At 74.7% G+C, this 21,488-nt stretch carries 17 protein-coding genes and 1 pseudogene; 10 read left to right on the top strand and 8 right to left on the bottom strand.

Translation table 11 applies throughout. The features are described from left to right. The first annotated feature begins 138 nt into the window (after window positions 1-138). The 3 genes from JK361_RS01805 (at window position 139) to JK361_RS01795 (ending at window position 4,092) form a co-directional block, all read left to right on the top strand. A complete protein-coding gene (locus JK361_RS01805) occupies window positions 139-1,374 on the top strand; it encodes a hypothetical protein (protein WP_201813806.1) in 1,236 nt (411 codons plus the stop codon). A 394-nt stretch (window positions 1,375-1,768) separates the two neighbouring features. Then, a complete protein-coding gene (locus JK361_RS01800) occupies window positions 1,769-3,028 on the top strand; it encodes an aminotransferase class I/II-fold pyridoxal phosphate-dependent enzyme (RefSeq protein ID WP_201813805.1) in 1,260 nt (419 codons plus the stop codon). Further along, a complete protein-coding gene (locus JK361_RS01795) occupies window positions 3,025-4,092 on the top strand; it encodes an MBL fold metallo-hydrolase (protein ID WP_201813804.1) in 1,068 nt (355 codons plus the stop codon). Before JK361_RS01800 ends, JK361_RS01795 begins: the two co-directional genes overlap by 4 nt. Before the next feature lie 266 nt (window positions 4,093-4,358). On the opposite strand, the gene JK361_RS01790 is transcribed toward JK361_RS01795, so the two are convergent. Both JK361_RS01790 and JK361_RS01785 read right to left on the bottom strand, forming a co-directional pair. Beyond that, window positions 4,359-4,979 (bottom strand): DedA family protein, encoded by a 621-nt coding sequence (locus JK361_RS01790; RefSeq protein ID WP_201813803.1) that lies wholly within the window; start codon window positions 4,977-4,979, stop codon window positions 4,359-4,361. Next, complete coding sequence (locus JK361_RS01785; RefSeq protein WP_201814231.1) at window positions 4,976-5,749, bottom strand: MBL fold metallo-hydrolase; 774 nt, start codon at window positions 5,747-5,749, stop codon at window positions 4,976-4,978. Before JK361_RS01785 ends, JK361_RS01790 begins: the two co-directional genes overlap by 4 nt. Window positions 5,750-5,833: 84 nt before the next feature. Here JK361_RS01785 and JK361_RS01780 point away from each other — a divergent pair, with 84 nt between their 5' ends. The 5 genes from JK361_RS01780 (at window position 5,834) to JK361_RS01760 (ending at window position 12,364) form a co-directional block, all read left to right on the top strand. After that, a complete protein-coding gene (locus JK361_RS01780) occupies window positions 5,834-6,265 on the top strand; it encodes a hypothetical protein (protein WP_201813802.1) in 432 nt (143 codons plus the stop codon). Window positions 6,266-6,725: 460 nt separating this feature from the next. Further along, the gene (locus JK361_RS01775) at window positions 6,726-8,939 is read left to right on the top strand and encodes a phage holin family protein (RefSeq protein WP_201814230.1); all 2,214 of its coding nucleotides are present in this window, start codon (window positions 6,726-6,728) and stop codon (window positions 8,937-8,939) included. Between the two features lie 79 nt (window positions 8,940-9,018). After that, the gene (locus JK361_RS01770; RefSeq protein WP_201813801.1) at window positions 9,019-10,080 is read left to right on the top strand and encodes an ATP-binding protein; all 1,062 of its coding nucleotides are present in this window, start codon (window positions 9,019-9,021) and stop codon (window positions 10,078-10,080) included. A 56-nt stretch (window positions 10,081-10,136) separates the two neighbouring features. Next, entirely contained in the window at window positions 10,137-11,870 is a 1,734-nt protein-coding gene (locus JK361_RS01765) for a vWA domain-containing protein (protein ID WP_201814229.1), read from the top strand. 68 nt (window positions 11,871-11,938) lie between these two features. Continuing rightward, a complete protein-coding gene (locus JK361_RS01760; protein WP_184969417.1) occupies window positions 11,939-12,364 on the top strand; it encodes an OsmC family protein in 426 nt (141 codons plus the stop codon). A gap of 218 nt (window positions 12,365-12,582) precedes the next feature. Here JK361_RS01760 and narJ read toward each other — a convergent pair whose 3' ends face one another. From narJ to JK361_RS01730, 6 genes and pseudogenes are all read right to left on the bottom strand, one after another. Continuing rightward, complete coding sequence (gene narJ, locus JK361_RS01755; protein ID WP_201813800.1) at window positions 12,583-13,077, bottom strand: nitrate reductase molybdenum cofactor assembly chaperone; 495 nt, start codon at window positions 13,075-13,077, stop codon at window positions 12,583-12,585. Beyond that, window positions 13,077-13,244, bottom strand: a pseudogene (narY, locus tag JK361_RS01750) (nitrate reductase subunit beta); the annotation flags it as partial. The pseudogene narY and the gene narJ, both read right to left, overlap by 1 nt. A 302-nt stretch (window positions 13,245-13,546) precedes the next feature. Then, entirely contained in the window at window positions 13,547-14,410 is an 864-nt protein-coding gene (locus JK361_RS01745) for a Sco1979 family transcriptional regulator (RefSeq protein ID WP_201813799.1), read from the bottom strand. A 98-nt stretch (window positions 14,411-14,508) separates the two neighbouring features. Next, window positions 14,509-15,336 carry a helix-turn-helix domain-containing protein gene (locus JK361_RS01740; RefSeq protein ID WP_201813798.1) on the bottom strand — a complete coding sequence of 276 codons (828 nt, stop codon included), beginning with the start codon at window positions 15,334-15,336 and terminating at the stop codon, window positions 14,509-14,511. 149 nt (window positions 15,337-15,485) lie between these two features. Beyond that, window positions 15,486-19,655: a trypsin-like peptidase domain-containing protein gene (locus JK361_RS01735; protein ID WP_201813797.1), complete on the bottom strand. Its 4,170-nt coding sequence runs from the start codon at window positions 19,653-19,655 to the stop codon at window positions 15,486-15,488. Beyond that, window positions 19,652-20,005: a CU044_2847 family protein gene (locus JK361_RS01730; RefSeq protein WP_201813796.1), complete on the bottom strand. Its 354-nt coding sequence runs from the start codon at window positions 20,003-20,005 to the stop codon at window positions 19,652-19,654. The genes JK361_RS01735 and JK361_RS01730 overlap by 4 nt, the downstream gene beginning before the upstream one ends. A 317-nt stretch (window positions 20,006-20,322) precedes the next feature. On the opposite strand from JK361_RS01730, the gene JK361_RS01725 reads away from it, so the two are divergent. Continuing rightward, entirely contained in the window at window positions 20,323-20,628 is a 306-nt protein-coding gene (locus JK361_RS01725; protein WP_201813795.1) for a 4a-hydroxytetrahydrobiopterin dehydratase, read from the top strand. A 5-nt stretch (window positions 20,629-20,633) separates the two neighbouring features. Then, window positions 20,634-21,383 carry a class I SAM-dependent methyltransferase gene (locus JK361_RS01720; RefSeq protein WP_201813794.1) on the top strand — a complete coding sequence of 250 codons (750 nt, stop codon included), beginning with the start codon at window positions 20,634-20,636 and terminating at the stop codon, window positions 21,381-21,383. The last annotated feature ends 105 nt before the right edge of the window (window positions 21,384-21,488 follow it).

Below are 21,488 nucleotides of genomic sequence, written 5' to 3'. Positions count from 1 at the left end.
GCCACGGGCGGGCTGTCATGACAGCGAGGGCACGACCCGTGCCCCGTACCCGGGTACCGCACGGCGTCGCCGTCGTACCGGTGCGCCGGTGTACGGCCGTCCGACCGTCCCGCCGCAGCCCGACGAGGAGCCGCACCCATGCGCCGCACCGCCCGCGCCCTGTCCGCCGTCTTCGCCGCCGGTGCCGCGCTCGCCCTCACCGGGCCCGCCGCGTCCGCCGCCCCCACCGGCCCCGCCGCCGCCACCGGCCTTGCCGCCCCTACGGGCCTCGCCGCCCCGACCGGCCTCGCCGCCTCCACCGACCATGCCGTACCCACGGGCCTCGCCGCCTCCACCGGCCTCGCCGTGGCCGCCCGCCTCCTCGAAGAGGCCGGCCCTGGAACGGCCTCCGGTTCCTGCGCCCCCCTCGCCGGAGCGGTGCCGGGTCCCCCGGGCGTCGGCTCCACGGCCTTCTCCGACGGCACCGGGCACCCGAACCGGGCCGGGGCCGGCAGTGCGGCCGGGGCCGCTCTCAGGGGGAGCGCCGCCGGGATAACCGTCGGCGGCCGGGCGGAGACGGACCCCTTGCTCACGCAGTGCGACGAGGCCGGCACGCAGGCGGCGCCCTGTGCGGACGGCACCCTGTGCGCGGAGGGCAGCCGGTGCCGGGACGGCGAGCCCTGCGCGGAGAGCGGGCCGGACACCGCGGGCCGCGACAGCGCGGGGAGCGATGCCTTCGGTCAGGACAGCGCAGGGAGCGATGTCCCCGGTCAGGACGGTGCCGGGCGGGACCTCGCCGGTCAGGACGGTGCCGGGCGCGATGTCGCCGGTCAGGACGGTGCCGGGCGTGACGTCGCCGGTCAGGACAACTCCGGGCGCGACGGGACCGTTCAGGAAGGTGGTGGTCAGGTAGGCGGCGGGCAGGACGCGGGCGGGAGGGACGGTGCCGGTCAGGACGGTTCCGGTGACGACGCTGCCCGCCTGGATGCAGGCGGCCGGGACAGCGCGGGGCGCGACAACGTCGGCCAGGATGCTTCCGGGCGCGACGGCGGTGGTCAGGACGGTTCCGGCCGCGACGGCTTCGGCCAGGACAGCGCCGCGCACGACGGTGCCGGTCAGGACGGTTCCGGTCGCGACGGCTCCCGCCAGGACGGCGGCGGTCGGGACGCCGGCGGGTACGACGACCACGGGTGCGCGGAGTCCCACGGCGCGTCCTGTGCGGACGGCCACGCTGCCGTCCAGCACGGAGTGGACGCGGGACGGGGAGGAGCCTTCGGCGACTCCGTCCCGGCTCTCGCCGTCGGCGGTGCCCTGATCGCCGCCGCCTGCGCGGGCGCCGGCTACCGGGTGTACGGCCGCCTGCGCGCCACGGGAGGCCGGTCCACCGGGATGTGACCCGGGCCGATCCGGAACCGCCATGGAGCGTCGTCCGGCGGGTACACCCTCCCGGAGGGCACCACAGGAGACCACACGGGCACCGACCGACGCACATCCGGCACACGACACCGGACGGCACGGACCAACGACAACGGCAGAGCGGCCCGGGCGGCACGGCGTGAGGTCCGGACAGCCCGGCACTGACCAGCGACAACGGCAGAGCGGTCCGGACGGCACGACGTGAGTCCGGACAGCCTTGCACGGACGAACGACAACGACAGAGCGGCCCGGACGGCACGACGTGTGGTCCGGACGGGCCGGCTCGGGCCAGGAACGACGGCAGACGGCCCGGACGGGACACGGTGTGGTCCGGACGGGCCGGTAGGGCACGACGGACTGCGCGGAGGCGGACATGCGGCGGACGGACCCCGGGGAGGGCCACGGCCCCGTCCGCTACGGCCCGCCGCTCCCCGGCGACGGCCTGCCCGTGCTCCCCGAACTCTCCGCCGTACTCGCCGCCGCGGCGGGCCGTGCCGACGCCCTGCCCGTCGGCGGCGCCCCCGCCCTCCTGGAGGCGGCCTGCGGCTACTGGACCCGCCGCGGACTGCCCTGCGGCCCCGACCAGGTGGCCGCCGGCCCCGGCGCCCCCGCCCTGCTGCTCGCCCTGACCGCCGCGCTCGCTGGGGACGGCGCCGACGTCCTCGTGCCCCGCCCCTGCGCCGCCTGGTGGGCACCGTACGCCCGGCTCCTCGGCCGGCCCGTGTTCCATGTGCCGACCCCGCCGGAGAGCGGCGGTGTCCCCGACCCGTACGCCCTGCTCGAGACCATCCGCCGGGTCCGTGCCGAGGGCGGCGACCCACGGCTGCTGGTGCTGTCCGTCGCCGACGACCCCACCGCCACCGTCACCCCGCCCGAACTGCTGCACGAGACCGTCGAGGCCGCCACCGCCGAGGGCCTGCACCTGGTCAGCGACGAGACCTGGCGCGACACCGTGCACGCCCCGCACGAGACCGTCCTGCTCAGCCCCGCCGAGATGTGGCCCGACCAGGTCACCGTCGTCACCGACCTGTCCGGCGCGCTGCTGCCCCCCGGCTGGCCCGCCGCCGTCGCCCGCTTCCCGGCCACCGACGGCGGGCGCCACCTGCACGCGCGCGTGCTCGACATCCTCACCGCGCTCGGCGCACGGATCGCCGCCCCGGTCGCCGCGGCCGCCGGCTACGCCCTGGACGAACCCCCGCCCGTCACCGAACGCCGCGAGGCCACCGTCCGGTTGCACGCGCGCGTGGCCGCGGCGGCGCATGCCGCGGTCGTCGCCGCCGGTGCGCTGGCCCGGCCGCCGCAGGCCGGCCGCCACCTGTACGTCGACCTCGGGCCGCTGCGCGAACCGCTCGCCGCCCAGGGCGTCGGCGACGCACAGGAACTGGAGGAACTCCTCACCGCCCGGCTCGGCATGCCCGCGCCCGGCGGCCACCGCTTCGGCGACGACCTCGGGGCGCTGCGCGTACGGCTCGCCACCGGGCCCCTGCTGGGCGGCACGGACGAGGAACGCACGGAATGCCTCACGTCCCCCGCACCGTTGGAACTGCCGCACGTGCGGCGCGCGTTGATCTCCTTGAGGTCGGCCTTCGACGATCTCCGCGACGACGCTCAGCGATGGGAGCCTCCTCGATGACGCAGCAGACGCATGAGCCCGGCCCGGCCACGACGACCACGACGACCACGACAGCCGACGAACCCCGCACGCCGAAGCCCCTCGCGCCCCCTTTTCCGCCGCTGGCCGAGCCCCGCCCCCTGAGCGAACACCGGGTCTGGCCCCGCACGTTCCACGACCGGCTCACCGCGCCCCTGCCCGGCCTCAAGGCCCTCGCCCGCTTCGCCCGCGAAGGCGCCGTCCGCCCCGGCCCCGAAGGCCTCGGCGACATCGCCCGCCTGCCGTACGAACCGGCCCCGCTGCCCCGCGTCGACACCCGCACCCTCGCCGTCACCTGGGCGGGACACGCCAGCTGGATCGTCCGGCTCGGCGGGCTGACCGTCCTCACCGACCCCGTCTGGTCCCGCCGCATCCTCGGCACCCCGGCCCGCATCACGCCGGTGGGCGTGCCCTGGGACACCCTGCCCCGCGTCGACGCCGTCGTCATCAGCCACAACCACTACGACCATCTGGACGCCCCCACCCTGCGCCGGCTCCCGCGCGACACCCCGGTGTTCGCGCCCGCGGGCCTCGGCCGCTGGTTCCGCCGGCGCCGGTTCACCCGCGTCACCGAGCTGGACTGGTGGGAGGGGGCCGAACTCGCCGATGTCCGCTTCGACTTCGTGCCCTCCCACCACTGGTCCAAGCGCACCCTCACCGACACCTGCCACAGCCTGTGGGGCGGCTGGGTGCTCACCGCCCCCGACGGACAGCGCCTCTACTTCGCCGGTGACACCGGGTACGGCCACTGGTTCTCCCGCATCGGCCGCCGCTACCCCGGCATCGACCTCGCCCTGATGCCCATCGGCGCCTACGCCCCCCGCTGGTGGCTCAGCGACGTCCACTGCGACCCCGACGAGGCGGTCCAGGCCACCCTCGACCTGGGCGCCCGCCGCATGGCCCCCATGCACTGGGGCACGTTCATCCTCTCCGCGGAGCCGGTCCTGGAGCCGCTCACCCGGGTGCGGGTGGCCTGGGAGAAGGCCGGCCTGGAGCGGGAAGACCTGTGGGACCTGCCGGTGGGCGCCTCCAGGGTCCTGGACTGAGCCGCGTCCGAAGCGGCACGGTCCGTGCCGGGACGGCCTTGCCGATACGGGCCTTGCCGCACGGGCGTGAGCGGTCGCGCCCGCCTCGCGCCGTACGGGTGTGAGCAGTCGTGCCCGCCCCGCGCCGTACGGGTGTGAGCAGTCGTGCCCGCCCCGCGCCGTACGGATGTGAGCAGTCGTGCCCGCCTCGCGCCGTACGGGCGTGAGCGGAGGCACCCGCCTCGCGCCGCACGGGTGTGAGCAGTTGTGCCCGCGCCCCCCGGATGTCACCCGGTGGCCCGGACCCGCCGCCACACGCCGGGCGCCGCGCTGATGACGAACGTCAGCACGATCGCCACCACGACCCCCTGCCACGGCTCCTTGAACAGTGAACCCCCCAGAATGCCGATCACCTGATAAGTGGCCGCCCAGGCGAGGCACGCGGGCAGGTTCCCCCGCGCGAACCTGCGCAGCGGCCACTCCGCCATCAGACAGGCCAGCATCACCGGTATGCGGCCGGCCGGCACCAGCCGGGAGAGGACCAGCACCGCGACGCCGTGTTCGGTCAGTTTCCCGCGGGCCTGCGCCAGCCGCTCCTCGGGCGCCCGCGACCGTATCGCCTCCAGCCACCGTGACCCGTTCCTGGACCGCATCCCGCGCCGGCCCAGCCAGTACAGGGTGACATCCCCGAGGAACGCGGCCGAGGAGGCCGCCACGAACACCATCGCCAGCGTGAACGGTTCCGTCCGGTGGAACGCCACCACGGCCGCCGAACTCACCAGTGCCCCCGTCGGCACGACCGGCACCAGCGCACCCAGGAACACCAGCAAGAACAGCGAGGGGTAGCCGACCGCCTGCTGTGCGGACCCGGTCGTCACCGTTCTCGACGCCTCGGCGAGCCATGTCACCGCGAGACCTCCAGCCGCACGCTCTCCCCGTGCTCCAGCTTGTGCACCGCCACGTGCGGCGCGGCCACCGCCGCCAGCCGCACGAACTCGTCGCCCGGCGCGTGGAACTCGTGCGGGCGCACCGCGTCCATGCCGATCGGCCAGTACGTCCCGTAGTGCACCGGCACCGCCGCTCGCGGCGCCAGCCGGGCCAGCGCCCGCGCGGCCCGTCCCGCGTCCAGATGCCCTTCCCCGAGGTACGGCCCCCAGCCGCCCACCGGCAGCAGCGCCGCGTCCACCGGCCCGACCCGCTCGGCCATCGCGTCGAACAGCCCGGTGTCCCCGGCGAAGTAGGTCCGCGCCTCGCCCTCCACGACGTAGCCCAGTGCCGGGGAGCGCTGCGGCCCCACCGGCAGCCGCCGGCCGTCGTGCAGCGCCGGCACCACCCGGATGAGCAGCCCGCCGATCCGCACCTCGTCCCCGGGAGCCACCTCGGTGATCCGCAGCTCTCGCAGCCGGCGCAGTCCGGGTACCGCCCGTGGTGCGCCCCGGGGCACGAGCAGGCGCGTGCCCGGGGGGAGGCGGGCCAGCGACGGCAGATGCAGATGATCGGCATGGAGGTGGGAGACGAGCGCCACGTCGGCGCGGTGGGCCTCGGCCGGGGGCACGGCGCCCCGGCGGCGGCGCAGATGCGCCAGGCGAGGGGCGAACAGTGGATCGGTGAGCACCCGGACGTTCGCATCCTCCACCGTGCAGGTTGCGTGACCCCACCAGGTGATCTCCACCGGCACCCTCTTCGCCTCCTTCACGCGACTCCCCGAAGCCTACGGGCAGGAGTAGGGTCGGCGGCGAAACCCGGAGGTGAGGGGGACGCCATGGGACAGCTGCGGGGTGCCTTCGGCGCGTTCGCGCCGGTGCGGGTCACCGCCATCGCGAGCCTGACACCCCTGGAGGAGCTGGAGGCCGACCCCTTCCTGGTGGATTCGCGCAGCCAGCACGCCATGTGCGCCCGCTGGGCCGCCGAGCGCGGCTACGTGGTGGCCCGGGAACTTCTCGTCGGCGGACTTCGTTTCGACCACTGCGCACTCTGGGACGGAGTGCGGCCCGGGGTGGACGTGTTCGTCTCGCCCAGCCTGCGGGTGCTGCGCCGGGCGCTTTCCTCGGTGGAGGAGTTCACCGACGAGTGCGCGCGCCGGGGCGTGCGCGTGGAGATGGTGGGGCGGGCCGAACCGTCGTACGACGCACAGATGAAGGCGCGGGTGCACCGGCGCCTGTCGATGCCGACGGCCGGCTACGACGGGCGGTGACCTGGCGGGTGGTGACCGACGGGCGGTGACTTGGCGGGTGGTGACTAACGGACGGTGGCCGACGGGCGGTGACCTGGCGGGCGGTGACCTGGCGGGCGGTGACTAACGGACGGTGGCCGACGGGCGGTGACCTGGCGGGTGGTGACTAACGGACGGTGGCCGACGGGCGGTGACCTGGCGGGTGGTGACTAACGGACGGTGGCCGACGGGCGGTGACCTGGCGAGTGGTGACCGACCGGCGGTGACCAGGCGGACGATGACCTGGCGTGCGGCGACCCGAGGGCGGTGACCCGGCGGACGGTGTCCACGGCCGGCCTCCCTGCGGCCCGCCCGGGCGGACGACGCCCCGTGTGACAAGGTGGAGCCGGGCCCGACCGGGCCGGCGAAGCGAGAGGGGCCCCTCTTCCGCCCGAACGCGCGGGTGAGGGCCGGGACGTGAGGTGTACGGGGCGTGGGGGGCATGCGGTGGCGGCGGATCGCCAGTCAGATCGGACGGAGCGTCGCCGTGTGGGCGGTCTCCACGGTCACCATGCTGCTCCTCGCCGGGCTCCTGCCCGACTTCCAGCTCCAGTCCGCCGACGGCGACAGTACCACCCGTATCGCCGTCACCGCCGCCTGCGGCGCCGGCGCCTTCGGTGTCCTCTCGGCCGTGGTCTGGCCCCTCCTGGTGCGCCTGCTGCTGCTCGTCCCCGCGTTCGTCCTCGGCCTGCTGGTCTTCTTCCTCAACGGCTCCCTGCTGCTGCTCGCCCTGCGCATCAACCCCTCCGGCCGCGGCGCGGCCGCCCCCGAGACGGCCGTCATCGTGGCCGCCGTGATGTCCGCCGTCGCCTCCGCCACCGGCGCGGCCCTCGCCGTACGCGACGACGAGGCCTACCGGCGGCGCCTGCACCGCCTGGCCACCCGCGGCCGCCGGGCCCACCCGCCCTGCCCCACCACTCCCGGCCTGGTCTGCGTCCAGCTCGACGGCGTCGGCCACGACGTCCTCACGGACGCCGTCCGCAAGGGCCTGATGCCCACGGTCGCCCGCTGGCTGGCGACGGCCGACGCCACACGGCCGGCGGGCGGCGGCGTTCCCCCGGCGGGCGATGGTGCGTCCCCGGTGGGCGGCGGCACATCCCCGGCACACGGCGGCACATCCCCGGTGGGCGGCGGTGCCGCGCCCACCCACCGCCTCACCCCCTGGCGCACCGACTGGTCCAGCCAGACCGGTGCCAGCCAGCTCGGCATCCTGCACGGCAGCAACTTCGACGTGCCGGCCTTCCGCTGGTACGAGAAGGACCGCGGCGAGGTGATGGTGTGCAACCGGCCGACGAGCGCCGTCGAGCTCCAGCGCCGCGCCGTCCTGCGCACCGGCGACGGCGGACTGCTCTCCGTCGACGGGGCCAGCCGCGGCAACCTCTTCAGCGGCGGCGCCGGCGAACAGGCCCTCGTGCTGTCGATCGCCACCCGCCGCCGCAGCCCGGCGAATCGTTCCCGCGCCGGCTACTTCGCCTACTTCTCCGACCCGGCGAACGCCGTCCGCACCGCCCTCTCCTTCGTCGCCGAGGTGGCCCGCGAGATCGGCCAGTCCACCCGCGCCCGCCTGAGGGGGCAGCGCCCGCGCGTCGGACGGGGCGGCCTCTACCCGTTCGTCCGCGCCTTCGCCACCGTCGTCGAACGGGACGTCGTCGTCGCCGCGGTCCTGGGCGACATGCTCGCCGGCCGCACCGCCGTCTACGCCGACCTCGTCGCCTACGACGAGGTCGCCCACCACTCCGGACCGCACAGCCGCGACGCCGAGAAGGTGCTCCAGCGCCTCGACCGCTCCCTCGCCCTCCTCGAACGCGTCGCCGAACACGCCCCGCGCCCCTACCGGATCGTCGTCCTCTCCGACCACGGACAGAGCCCCGGCGAGACCTTCCGCGCCCGCTACGGCCTCACCCTCGGCGACCTCGTCCGGGCCGGCTGCGGACTGCACGTGCCCCGCCGCGCCGAACGCACCCGCAGCGGTGCCGAGGCCCGGGCCGCCGTCCGCGCGGCCCTGCGCCGGCCCGTGCCGGAGAGGGAGGACCGCCACCGCCCCGGTCCCGCCCGGCGGGCCGGGAGACCCCCGGCCGGCCCCGCGTCCCACGGCGAGCCGATCGTGCTGGCCTCCGGCAACCTCGGCCTGGTCTCCTTCCCGGACGTGCCGCACCGCATGACCAAGGAGGAGATCGACGCCCGCCACCCCGCCCTGCTCACCACCCTCGCCAACCACCCCGGCATCGGCTTCCTGCTGGTGCGCAGCGAGGAACACGGCGGTGTGGTGCTCGGGGCGTACGGCGCCGAGATCCCGCTGGCCGAGCTGGACGACGAGCCCGGGCCGCTGGCCCGCTTCGGACCCGGCGCCGCCGACGCCGTCCGCCGTACCCACTCCTTCCCGCACACGGCGGACATCATGGTGAACTCCGCCTACGACCCCGCCGACGGCGAAGTCCTCGCCTTCGAGGAGCAGATCGGCTCCCACGGCGGGCTCGGCGGCGCCCAGTCCCGCCCGTTCCTGCTCTCGCCGCGGGAGCTGTCGGCACCGGCCGAGGACGGGGCGGAACCGGCCGGCGCCGAGCACGTCCACCACGTGCTGCGCCGCTGGCTGGGCGAACTGGACGGCCCGCAAGTACCGCTCGTCCCGGGCGTGGAGGAGGAGCGGGCCGCCTGAAAATCGGCTGCGCCCGTACCGCCGCCCGCCCACACTGTTCGAGTCGCACATCCCTCGAACCCCCCAAGGAATCCCCGCGTTGCAGGCCGCCGTCACCGTCACCCCCGCCCGTGTCCCCGAACTCCTCCTCGGCCTCGCCACCGTCCGGCCCGTCTTCCTCTGGGGCGCGCCCGGCATCGGCAAGTCCTCCCTGGTGCGGGAGTTCGCCGCCTCGCTCGGGCTGGAATGCGTGAGCCTGCTCGGCACCCAGCTGGCTCCCGAGGACCTGATCGGCGTGCCGCAGATCCGGGACGGACGCTCGGTGTTCTGCCCGCCGGAGGCGATCGCGCGGGACGAGCCGTACTGCCTGTTCCTGGACGAGCTGAACGCGTCCACCCCGGACGTGCAGAAGGCGTTCTACTCCCTCATCCTCGACCGCCGTATCGGCACCTACGAGCTTCCGGAGGGGTCGATCGTCATCGGCGCGGGAAACCGTGCCACCGACAACGCCCTGGCCCGGCCCCTCGCCTCCGCCCTGGTCAACCGGCTCGCCCACGTCCACCTGGAGGTGTCCGCCACGGACTGGCTGGCCTGGGCCGCGGGCAACGGCATCCACCCGTGGATCCTGGACCACCTCACCGACCGTCCGGACCACCTGTGGTCCAAGCCGCCCAAGAGCGAGGAGCCGTTCTCCACGCCCCGCTCCTGGCACATGCTCTCCGACGCCCTGCACTCCTTCGGACCCGACCTCGACGAGCCGACGCTGACCGTCCTGGCGCACGGCACGCTCACTCCCGCGCACGCCACCGCCTTCTGCGGCTACGTCAAGGTCGTCCGCAGCCGGTTCGGGATCGAGGCGATCCTCAGGGGCGACGCCCGCTGGCCGCACCGCCTCGAGGACCGGGACCTGCTCTACTACCTCGCGGAGTCCTTCCGCGGCCGGCTGGTGAAGGAACTGCCCGTCAGCAAGGAGCACATGTCGGCGAACGGCCGGCAGATCGCCTACCGGGCCAAGTCGCTGCTGGTGCAGCTCGCCGAGATCTCCGTCGAGGTCGCCCAGACCGTCATCGCCTCCGACGCCGACGGCAACCCCGTGCTGCCGTCGTGGTTCCTGGTCGAGGCCGCCCGCGACATGCCGCGCCTGGTGGAGGCGCGGCGGTGAACCGCACCCCGCCGAAGAACAAGCGCGACCTCGCCGGCGAGGCGTTCGCCGAGGGGATGCGGCTGCTGCGCGCCAACCCGGCGCTGGACGCCGTCGAATTCGGCGCCTGCCGCAGCGAGAACTGCGCCCTCGCCCCGCGCGACGGCCTGCTCGTCGTCGACTCCGACGCCACCGTGCACGCCCGGCACGACCGGATCGCCGAGCCCGGCGCCTGGGCGTGGGCCCTCGCGCACGCCGCCCTGCACGTCGGCTTCGGCCACGTCCCGGCCGCCCCGGGCCCGCGGGAGCAGCCCGACCGGTACGACCTCGCCGCCCGCTGCGTCGTCGTCAACCGCTTCCTGCTGGGCTTCCCCGTCGGCACCCCTCCCGAGGACCTGCCCGGGAGCTACCCCGACGGGGACGAGGAACGGCTCGCCGCGCGCTGGCGGGCCCACGGCCTGCCGCCCGCCTACGAGCACTGCGGCACCGCGGCCGGGGCGCCCGACCAGCGGCTCACCGAGTGGCTGCCCTGGCGGGGCCCCGTCCCCGACCGGCAACTGGCCTTCGCCACCGCCCTGACCCGCACCGTGTCCGCCGCCATGGACATGGCCGCCGGCCGCCGGGACTCCCTGGACGGCGAACGCACCGAGCAGCGCCCCTGGGAACGGGCCCTCGGCTGGTTCGTCAGCTCCTACCCGCTGCTCGGCGGCATCGCGGCCGGCATCACCCTGGTCGCCGACGCCGAACTCGCCCGCGCCCACGGCATCCGGATCGCCGCCGTGAACCCCGAGGCCGGAGAGATCTACGTCAACCCGCTGTGCCGCCTCGAGGACGAGGAATGGCGGTTCGTCCTCGCCCACGAGATGCTGCACGCCGCCCTGCGCCACGGCGACCGCTGCGGCACCCGTGACGCCTACCTGTTCAACGTCGCCTGCGACTACGTCGTCAACGGCTGGCTGGTGGAGATGCGGGTCGGCACCATGCCCGAGGGACTGCTGCACGACCCGCGGCTGGCGGGCCTGTCCGCCGAGGAGGTCTACGACCGCCTCGCCGGCGACCTGCGCCGGATGCGCCGGCTGGCCACCCTGCGCGGCAAGGGCGTCGGCGACGTCCTCGGCGGTCCCCTCCGCCCGGCCGGCGACTACGTCGACCTCGACGAGTTCTACCGCCGCGGCCTCGCCCACGGCCTGGACCTGCACCGGGCGCAGGAACGCGGGTTCCTGCCCGGCGGCCTGGTCGAGGAGATCCGCGCCCTCAGCCACCCGCCGCTGCCCTGGGACGCGCTCCTGGCCCGCTGGTTCGACGAGTTCGTCCCGCGTCCGGAGCCCGTGCGGTCGTACGCCCGTCCGGCCCGCCGCCAGGCGTCCACCCCGGACATCCCGCGCGCGGGCCGGTACTTCCCGCCCGAGGAGGTGCCCCGCTGCACCTTCGGGGTGGTCCTCGACACCTCCGGCTCCATGCGACCCGGGCTGCTCGGCAAGGCGCTCGGCGCCATCGCCTCCTACGCGGCGGCCCGCGACGTACCGGCCGCCCGCGTGGTGTTCTGCGACGCGGCCCCGCACGACGCCGGCTATCTGCCGGTCACCGAGATCGCGGACCGGGTACGGGTGCACGGGCGGGGCGGCACGGTCCTTCAGCCCGGCATCGACCTGCTGCACCGGGCCGAGGACTTCCCGCCCGGGGCTCCGGTGCTGGTCATCACCGACGGCTGGTGCGATGTGCTGCGGGTGCGCAGGGAACACGCCTATCTGATCCCGCAGGGAAGTCACCTTCCGTTCACCCCTCGTGGGCCGGTCTTCAGAGTGCGATGAGCCCGGATGTGATCGGATAGGGGGACACGGGAACCCCGGGTACCGCGACACTCGCGAAAGGAAGCAACGTGGCAACCACGCGCACCGCGCACACCGTCTGGGAAGGCAACCTGCTCGAAGGCAACGGTGTCGTCACCTTCGACTCCTCCGGCATCGGCCAGCAGCCGGTGTCGTGGCCGTCGCGCGCCGAGCAGGCGAACGGCAAGACCAGCCCCGAGGAGCTGATCGCCGCCGCCCACTCCAGCTGCTTCTCCATGGCCCTCTCGCACGGGCTGGCCGGTGCCGGCACCCCGCCCACCCGGCTGGAGACCAAGGCGGACGTCACCTTCCAGCCGGGCGAGGGCATCACCGGCATCCACCTCACCGTGCGCGGCGAGGTGCCCGGTCTGGACGCGGAGGGCTTCGCCTCCGCCGCCGAGGACGCCAAGAAGAACTGCCCGGTCAGCCAGGCCCTGACGGGTACGACCATCACGCTGACGGCCGAACTGGCCTGACGCTCGCGGGTGCCGCGTCCCGCCGGGGGCGCGGCACCGCCCTGCCCGGGGCGTTCAGCCGCCGAGCCGCTTCCAGCCCCGCCGGTCCGCACGCGGGCCGAGCTGCCGCGGACGCCCGCCGCGTCCGTCCACGACGCCGGCACGAACAGACCCACCAGATGGCCGGCGAGCACGAACAGGACCGGCCGCCAAGCTGTCGCACGCCGGGGGCGACGCGGTCATCGGCGTACCCCGGTGGGTGCGGCCGGCAGGGTGGCGCACACCGCGTCCAGGACGCCCGCGTACGGGGTGCCGTGGTCGGTCAGCCGCGCACGCAGCCGTTCCAGGCCGTCGCGGAACTCGGTGAGCAGGCTGGTGTCGCCGGTCCGCGCGGTGAACTCCAGCACCGCCGGCAGGAAGTCCGGCAGTTCCTCGCCGCTGAACTCCAGGCCGTGCCGGCGGTAGAGGTCCTTGAAGCGGACCAGGGACATCCCGCGCCGCCGCGTGTCGCCGTCGTGCCACCAGCTCAGGTACAGGCTGTGCCGGTTCCTGAGGCCGAAGACCTGCACATAGTGGGTGGCCAGTTCCCGCAGTGGGGTGACGGCCGCGTGGTCGGTGAACCCCCGCAGCTGCGGGGCGGCCTCGCGCAGCAGCGGCAGCCGGGCGACGAAGTCGTCGTCGGGATAGGTCAGGCACAGGGCCGCCGCCTGGTAGAGCACCGCGTCCGAGGGCATCAGGCCTCCTTCGCGTCGTCGGACGTCTGCCGTCTGCGCAGCAGATGGAAGTTCTCCACGGACACCAGCGGAAGGCTCCTGCGGCCGGAGTCCCTGCCGAACGGCCCGTCGCCGCCCATGCCGGGGCCGCCCGCGTGGTCCAGGCTGCACCCCTCCGGCACCGCGGACGGGGTAGAAGGCGTCCGCCTGGCGCCCGCTGGTCAGCGTCACGCCGTGCAGGTCGGGCGTGGGCGTCCCTGGCCGGAAGAACCGGCCGGCGGCCAGCAGGGCCGCGCCGGGTTCTCTCGGCGGTGTCCGCGTGTCGGTCACGAGCGCTCCCTCGGTTCGCCCCGTACTCCGAACCTAGGGGCGGCCCCGGGAACCCACCCGTCCGCGGACCCGTACGGGTCACCCGGCGACCGCGGATCCGGGTCACCCGGCCGACCGCGGACCCGTACGGGTCACCCGGCCCCCCTGCGGTGTCCCGGGGTCACAGGCTCTCGCGGTGCTCCCGCAGCAGCTTCAGCGTGCGCCGGGCGGAGGCGGCGCGAGCCGTCATGTGGTCCAGCACCTCCAGGTGCGCGGCCACCTCCCGGCGCGAGTCCAGGTAGAGGGCGCCGGTCAGGTACTCGGTGAACACCATGTCCGGCAGCTCCGGCTCGGCGAACCGGAACAGCGTGAACGGCGCGTACGTGCCCGGATGCGGGCCCGCCGCGAACTCGGCGATCTGGAGCGTCACCCGGTCCCGTTCGGCGTACGCCAGCAGCCGGTCCAGCTGGTCCCGCAACACCTCGGGCCGCATGCTCACCGGACGCCTGAACACCGTCTCGTCCATGATCACCCACAGGTGGGGCGGGTCCTCGCACTCCAGCAGCCGCTGCCGTTCCATGCGCAGCGACACATGCCGCTCGACGGTCTCCGGCGAGGTCTGGCCGATCGTCCCCGCCTCCATGACCGAGCGCGCGTAGTCCTCCGTCTGGAGCAGGCCGGGCACGAAGTGCGGCTCGTAGGAGCGGATGATCCGGGCGGCACCCTCCAGGCTGACGTACAGGCTGAACCAGTCCGGCAGCACATCGTGGTAGCGCTGCCACCAGCCCGGCTGGTTCGCCTCCTCGGCCAGCCGGACGAACGCGTCGGCCTCCTCCTCGGCCACCCCGTAGGTGGTCAGCAGCACCTGCACGTACGGGATCTTCAGCGCGACCTCGGCCATCTCCATCCGCCGCACGGTCGCCGACGCCACCCTGAGGACCCGGGCGGCCTCCTCGCGGCTCAGCCCCGCAGCCTCCCGCAGCTCCTGCAACCGCTTGCCGAGCACCACCTGGCCCACGGTGGGCGCGGCCCGCCGCTCACTCACGCCACGTCCTCCCCTACGCGCCGGTACGCGGGGAGCAGTCTGTCACGGGTCGCCGTTCCGCACACGTGACCGAGACGACGAACCGCGCCGGTGCGGACTCAACCAGCCACGGTGTGCAGGTACTTGGCGGTCGCCCGGTCCGCCGGCAGGAACGTCTCGATGGCGAGTTCCGCGACGGTCACGTCCATCGGTGTGTTGAACGTGGAGATCGAGGACACGAACGACAGGATCCGGCCGGCGTGCTCGATCTGTAGCGGCAGCGCGAAGTACGGCACGGGCTCGGCCGGTTCGTCGCCGGGCGGCTCCTCGGGCACCGGGTAGGCCGCCACCTCCTCGTACAGGGCGCGGAGCCGGTCCGAGCGGTGCAGGGCGATCTCCCGCTCCATCTGGGCCAGCAGGTGCCCGCGCCATTCCGGCAGATTGCGGATGCGCGGCGCCAGCCCCTGCGGGTGCAGTGTCAGCCGCATCGCGTTCGGGGCCGGGGCCATCAGCTCGTCCGGCACGCCCTCCAGCAGCATGGCGATGCCCCGGTTCGCGGCGACGACCGTGTACCCGGCGTCGACCACCAGCGCGGGGTAGGGCTCGTAACCCCGGATGAGCCGCTCCATGCCGTCGCGCAGCGCCTCCAGCGCCGGATCGTCCAGCGGTGTCTCCGGGAAGCGCGGGGCGTAACCGGCGGCCAGCAGCAGGGCGTTGCGCTCCCGGACGGGCACGTCGAGCCGCTCGGCGAGCCGCAGCACCATCTCCTCGCTCGGCCGGGAGCGGCCGGTCTCGACGAAGCTGATGTGCCGGGCGGAGGAATCCGCGCGCAGCGCCAGCTCCAGCTGGGAGATCCGGCGCCGCTCGCGCCAGGCGCGCAGCAGCGGGCCGACGCCCGGGCCCGTGACGGCGGCGGCGACGGTGGGTTCGGACGCGGCGATCGTCATACCGTCGACTTTATCGTCCCGTTGTCGTCCCCGGCCGAGGACCGCGTGAGGTCTCCCGTGGCACGGCGCACGCGTCGGGCGCGGCCGGACGCGGGGCGGCACCGCCGGTGTTCCGCGGTTCCGGCCGGCCGGTCCGGACCCCGCGGGCCTCACCAGGTGACCGTGACGCGTCCGGTCCAGGGGATGCGGGCCGCGAGCCGGGTGCCGAGGCCGGTGAGCGCGCCGAGCGACGCGGGATCGGTGACCGCCAGCCAGGCCAGGACTGCCGCCAGGACGGTGAGCAGGAGCCGTGCCGAGTTCCTGTGGTCCGACCAGCCGTGCGGAACGGCACGCGCCCCCCTCGCTCCGAGTCTCCCGAAACCCCCTCCGCGTCCTCGGACCGGCCGCGGACCGGCACCACGGCCGCCGTCCCACACGGTCATCGACAGGGCCGCCGGCAGGAGAGCGGCGGCACCGGCACCGACGGCGGGGCACCAGCCGTGCAGCGCCGCCTGGTGGCTCAGTCCGTAGAAGCACGCTCCCGCGGAGAGAGCGGCGGTCCCGAAGACCTCAGGCGCGGTGATCCTCTGCCGGGCGCTGCGTCCGTGGCGTGCCACCCGGGAGAAGACGGTGACCAGCGACACGACGGTGACCGCCGCGAACAGTCCCTGCTTCCAGACGGCGGGAGGCGAGGCGGACCGGTGTGCCTCGTCCAGGGCGACCGCCGCGACCGCGGCGCACAGCGGCAGGGCCGCGATGGCCAGAGCGCAGATCAACGCGACGAGACCGGACACCAGCCGGCGGACGGCGGCGGCCGTCGCGACGGTGAGCAGGGCGAGCCCGTCGAGCAGAGCCCTGGCCAGGGCCTCGGCGCGGAAGCGCGGCTCCAGGCTCGGATCCAGGACCAGTGCGCCGTACGTTCCGTCGCCGGAGTGCCGGTGGGCCCGGACCGCGGCACGCAGTCTGAGGGAGCCGGGGAGTCCGTGCGCGGCCGCGAGAGAGAGCAGGTGGCCGGGCCACCGGTGGTCCCTTGCCTCGACCCGGGCGAGCCGGTCGACGAGATCACGGCGCTGCCCGACGGACAGGGAGCCGTCGCGGACGGCGGCCGCCATGGCCTTCCGCCACCATTCGCTGCCGTCGACGGAGTACTCGGAGGCACCGGTCAGGAGCGCCATCCGCAACTCCGGGAGGAGATCGTCCTCGGCGAGGAGCGCGACCACCGTCTTCTCGTTCGTGGTGTGCCCGGCCAGCCACCGGGCCGCCTCGACGCGTTGGGCGGGAGTGGCGCGGCGGTCACGGACGAGGGCGCCGGCGAGGGTCGCCGAACGCGGGTCGTGCTTGGGCAGCCGGTTGAGGACGGCCAGCCGCTCGTCCGGGGGCACCCGGGGGTCCACGGCGACCGAGAACAGCGGCTCCTCCTCGCGCCACCTCTGGTGCAGACACTGCGCGGCAGTGAGCCGCAGCGTGACCGGCAGCGTCCGGTCGGCCGCCAGGGTCCGCAGCGCCGTCCGGGCGTGGCCGGACGGTTTCGTGGTGTGAGAGAGCATGCCGCCGAGAGCTTGCAGCGGCAGCAGGGCGTCGCAGTCGGAGGGCGGGTTGCGCACCATGCCGGCGAGGGCGTCCGCGCCGCGGGCGTCCGCGTGGCGGTCCAGGTACCGCGCGACGGCGATGCGGCTCCGTGCCGGGCACCGCGGTTCGAAGGCGCGTGCCACCAGCTCTTCGGGGATCGCCGCCGCATCGAGGCGGGCGGCGGCGGCCGCCGCCTTGAGCAGGAGGTCGGTGTCGGTGTCGGGATCGCGGATGGCCCCGCGCAGCAGATCGGCGCCCCGCTGGTCACCGCGCCGGGCCAGCTCCTCGGCCGCCTCCATGGCCAGTGCGGGATGCGTCGTGGCCATGGTGTGCAGGGCGTTGATCCCGCGGGGGTCACCGAGGTCCGCCAGCACCTGTGCGGCGGCGATCTGCTCCTGGGGTGCCCACGAATCCGACGACGCCTTCTCCCACAGGATGCGGTCCCCGCGCCGGTCTCCCATGCGCGCCAGGGCTGCTGCCGAGGCCAGGTCGCCCCCCTGTGCCTTCAGATGCAGGGTGTCGGTGGCCGACTTCAGCACCCCGGCGTCCAGTTCCGCGCCGTCGGCCACGACGGCGGCGACGAACCGCGCCCCCTCGGCCGTCGGGGCGATCCGGCCGAGAACCCGGGACAGCCGGGACCGCCACTGCGCGTGCGCGTTCCACGCCTCCACGAGGAACCGGGTCAGTGAATCCGTGCCGGGCGTGCGGACCCCGAGCCAGGCACCGCCCAAGGCGGCCACCATCGCGGGAAGCCCGAAGACGCGCTGGAACTCCGCACTGCTGCGCCGGGGGTCGCCGACGATGGCCTGGGCCGTGAGGAACTCGCCGAAGGTCTGGTGCACGAACGTGAAACCGGTGCCGTCCTCGACCAGCAGCCCGCTCGTCCGCAGCAGCTCCGGCATCAGCCGTCGCACCGGCTCGTCCCGGTCCTTGGGGGCCGTATCCGGCGGGAACAGGCCGGCACTCCGCTCCGTGAGCAGGTCGACGGCGGACCGCCGGTCACCGTCGTGCCGGGCGAGGGCAAGTGCCCGGAGCGAGGCCGGGAGCCGGCCGGGCAGCTGCTCCAAGACCCGTTCGACGTCCGGGCTGTAGCGCCTGTCCCTGAGGGAGGCACGGGTCTGTTCCTCCGGACCGGAGCCGCTGCGCGCCGGAGCACGCTCGTGCATGCTCTTCACGAAGGCGTCGTAGGCGGCTGCCCGGCCCCTGGGCAGTGCCGCCTTCTGGTTCAGGAAGAACAACTGGCACAGCATGGACGCCATCAGCGGATTGCGCGCGGGATCGGTCATCCCCGCGTTGCGGAGTTCCGCCGTGAAGCGCTCCGCCGACTGCCGCCACTCGTCGACCCCGAGAGCCCTGAACCACTTCTCGGCGAATCCGGTGAGTTCGCCGGGCTCCAGGGGCATGAGTTCGAAGCGCCTGCCCCATGCGGTGGGGAGTTCCCGGCCGGGCAGCGGCCGCGTGGCCACCAGGCACAGGTAGACACGGTGCTCCGGGTCCTCTTTGCGCAGGTGTCCCAGCCGGCGCATCACCTTCTGCCGGCGCACGGAGTCGTTGATCTCGTCCAGCCCGTCGACCATGATCAGCCACCGTGCGCCCGCCGCCGGAGGGCCCGCGAACAGGCTCCCGGACCACGGTTCCGCCGTGTCCCACTGCTCCGACAGTTCGGCGCGCAGCCCGGCCGCGAGCGCGGCCGGGCCGGTCTCGTCGGTGTCGAGGTCCAGCGCGTGCACCCGCACCGGTACGAGCCGGTTCCAGTCCTCCCGCTGCCGGCCCTCCCGCTCCCAGCGGCCGGCCAGCTCGCGCACGGCGGCGCGCAGCAGGCTCGACTTGCCCGAGCCGGGGGCCCCGACCAGGACGACGTCCTCGTCGAGCCCGAACAGCACCTCGGCCGGCAACCGCACCTGGTCCGGCACGGACGCGTCCGGCTGCCCGGCGCGCTCATGTGCCGTGCCGCGGGCCGTCGCGCTCGCCTGCCGGCGCACGAACACGCTGGACAGCGGTATGTCCGGGTCGACCCCCCGGAGCACCGGATACGGCTGTGCGTCCGCGGCCTTGGCCACGAGCCGCAGGTACCGGCGGAGCAGCGGGCCGGGGAAGGACCATGCGCCGGCCGCGATCTGGTCGTCGTCGAGCGTGCCGAGCCAGTCGCCGCGCAGGTTCGCGGTGTCCCGGGCGGCCGGACAACGGCCGAGGATCTCCGCGACCGGGATCATGTGCGCGCTGCCGCCGTGGTCCGACGTGCAGAGCATCCCGCACACGGCCCCGGTCCGGCGGTTGATCACGCCGCTGCCGCTGAAGCCCGGTCCCACGGGCGTGCCCCACCCTCGCGGCAGCTCGGGTGCCCCGGGCCGGTCGCTGCGCAGGTCCGTCCCCTCGTAGCGGGAGGTCGCGGACTGCCCGGCCCCGAAGAGGGAGTCCGCCGGGTGACCGTAGGCCCACAGCGGATCGCCGATCGCCACCACACCGGACATCAGCACCGGTGCGAGGCGGTCGGCCGCATCGCCCACGATGCGCAGCACCACCAGGTCGAGTCCGTTCTCCCGGTCCCACACGTAGGTCTCGGGCACCGGTTCCAGAGCGAAGCGCAGGTCCAGCGCGACGACCTGGCCGTCCAGCCGGCCGGGCAGATCCTTCCCGGTCTGTGCGACCACATGGGCACAGGTGACCACCAGGCCGGGGGCCACCACGAAGCCCGTGCCGGGGTAGCGCCCGTGGACCCTGACCGTCGCGGACTTGAGCAGGCGTTCCCAGCCCTCCGCGGCGGTGGTCACGGTGCGGACCGTCCCTCCCACTCCAGCTCGACCGTGAAGGACGAGGACGCACGGGCCTTGCCGACCACGGCCACGACCGACCCCGATTCCAGGGCGAACTCACAGCCGAACTGCACGCGGACCCGGGACGCCTCCGACTGCCGGAGCCTGCCCACCACGGCGCGGGCCACCCCCGTCAGCCCGTCCAGCGCCTCCTCCAGGGTGCGGCGCCCGCCGGAGATCTCGCGCTCGTCCCCGGGGCGACCGCCCATGTCGTGCACGGCCATGTAGACCGTCAGTCCGTCCACGTCCAGGGGGACCAGGCGCTCCGCTTCCGGGACGGGCCCCGCGTCCTCGGTGAACTCTCGCACGGCATCCCCCGGTGTTGCGGACAGGTATCGGTCGGCACACGCAGGGTAGCCGCAACCGCCCCTCGGGTATGGCTGGTTGTGGGACGAACCCGCACCGGGTGCGGCCGGGCGGGTACGCCTCGGACACCGTCGCGCACCGTCTGCCGCACCCACCGCCGACGCGTCGGCACGTCTCCTTCGCCGCCGACGTGGCAGGCTGAACCCGTATCCGGCGCGAGCCCCTCGGAAGGGATGCCTGCTCCCTCGCGAGCCCTTCGGGAGGGATGCCTCCTCCCCAAGGCCGCCGGACCGTCACGACCCGAAGGGAGCCCCGCGCCATGGCCGTCGAACCGCTGTCGCAGAAGGAGATCGAGGACCGGCTGGCCGAACTGCCCGGCTGGTCCGTGGACGGCGACCGCCTCACCCGCGCCTACCGGCTCGGCTCGCACTTCGCGGCGGCGGCGCTGGTCGTGCACATCGCCGGCATCCAGGACGAGCTGGACCACCACTCCGACCTCGCCCTCGGCTACAACACCGTCTCCCTCAGCGTGAACACCCACAGCGCGGGCGGCGTCGTCACCGAGAAGGACTTCCAGCTCGCCCGGAAGGTGGAGGACGTCGCCCCGGGCCACGGAGCACACTGAGCCATGTGCTCGACTACGAGAAGGAAGCCGCCCGCTACGACGCCTCCCGCGGCGGTGAGGCCCGTGCCGAAGCCGCCGTACAGGCCGTTCTCGATCTGACCCCCGGGGTGACGGGGCGTCTCCTCGACGTCGCCTGCGGCACCGGGATCGTCACCCGGCGGCTCGCCGTCGCGCGCCCAGGGCTGCGGGTGACCGGCGTGGATCTCACCCCCGCCATGGTCCGCATGGCCTCGGCGCGGCTGCCCGGCGCGATCGTGCGGGCCGACAGCCGCCGGCTGCCCTTCCCCGACCGCTCGTTCGACGCGGTCACCTCGATCTGGCTGCTGCACCTGCTGGCCGACCCCGAGGACGTGCGCGCGGTGGTCGCCGAGTGCGCCCGCGTACTGCGCCCCGGCGGGGTGTACGTGACCACCGTGGACAAGGCCGCCGCGCACGACGTCGGCAGCGACATCGACGTCGTCCTCGCCTCCCGCCCGCACCGCCCCGCGGCCGACGCCGCGGACACCGTCACCGCGCACGCCACCCGGCACGGACTCCGGCCCGCCGGGCACACCGTCTTCCGCGGCACCGGGCAGGGCCGCAGCCCCCGCGACACCATCGCCGACCTGCGCCGCGGCTGGTTCACCATGCTGCCGCCCGGCGAGCCGCGCACCGAGGAGTTCGCCGCGCGCCTGGCCGGACTCCCGGACCAGGACCGCCCGCGCCCCGACCCCCGCTTCGCCGTACGAGCCTTCCGGAAACCGGCGGCGGGCTAGGGACTCTCGTTCGGCTCGGGCCGGGCTCGCGGGCCCTGCTCCGGCCTGCTCCACGCGAGGGGCCCTGGGTGCCGGACCGGCAGTACACGGGTCACCACCAGCCTC

Origin of the sequence: Streptomyces musisoli (assembly GCF_016741855.1) — a bacterium.
In the GTDB taxonomy this organism is placed as follows: Bacteria; Actinomycetota; Actinomycetes; order Streptomycetales; family Streptomycetaceae; genus Streptomyces; species Streptomyces musisoli.
The sequence above is the reverse complement of the archived record's forward strand: the minus strand, read 5'-3'. Positions and strand labels throughout refer to the sequence as shown.

Coding starts and splice junctions, on each gene's coding strand:
- JK361_RS01805 (WP_201813806.1), top strand. CDS start 139: ATGCGCCGCACCGCCCGCGCCCTGTCCGCCGTCTTCGCCGCCGGTGCC.
- JK361_RS01800 (WP_201813805.1), top strand. CDS start 1,769: ATGCGGCGGACGGACCCCGGGGAGGGCCACGGCCCCGTCCGCTACGGC.
- JK361_RS01795 (WP_201813804.1), top strand. CDS start 3,025: ATGACGCAGCAGACGCATGAGCCCGGCCCGGCCACGACGACCACGACG.
- JK361_RS01780 (WP_201813802.1), top strand. CDS start 5,834: ATGGGACAGCTGCGGGGTGCCTTCGGCGCGTTCGCGCCGGTGCGGGTC.
- JK361_RS01775 (WP_201814230.1), top strand. CDS start 6,726: ATGCGGTGGCGGCGGATCGCCAGTCAGATCGGACGGAGCGTCGCCGTG.
- JK361_RS01765 (WP_201814229.1), top strand. CDS start 10,137: ATGCGGCTGCTGCGCGCCAACCCGGCGCTGGACGCCGTCGAATTCGGC.
- narJ (WP_201813800.1), bottom strand. CDS start 13,077: ATGCCCTCGGACGCGGTGCTCTACCAGGCGGCGGCCCTGTGCCTGACC.
- JK361_RS01740 (WP_201813798.1), bottom strand. CDS start 15,336: ATGACGATCGCCGCGTCCGAACCCACCGTCGCCGCCGCCGTCACGGGC.
- JK361_RS01725 (WP_201813795.1), top strand. CDS start 20,323: ATGGCCGTCGAACCGCTGTCGCAGAAGGAGATCGAGGACCGGCTGGCC.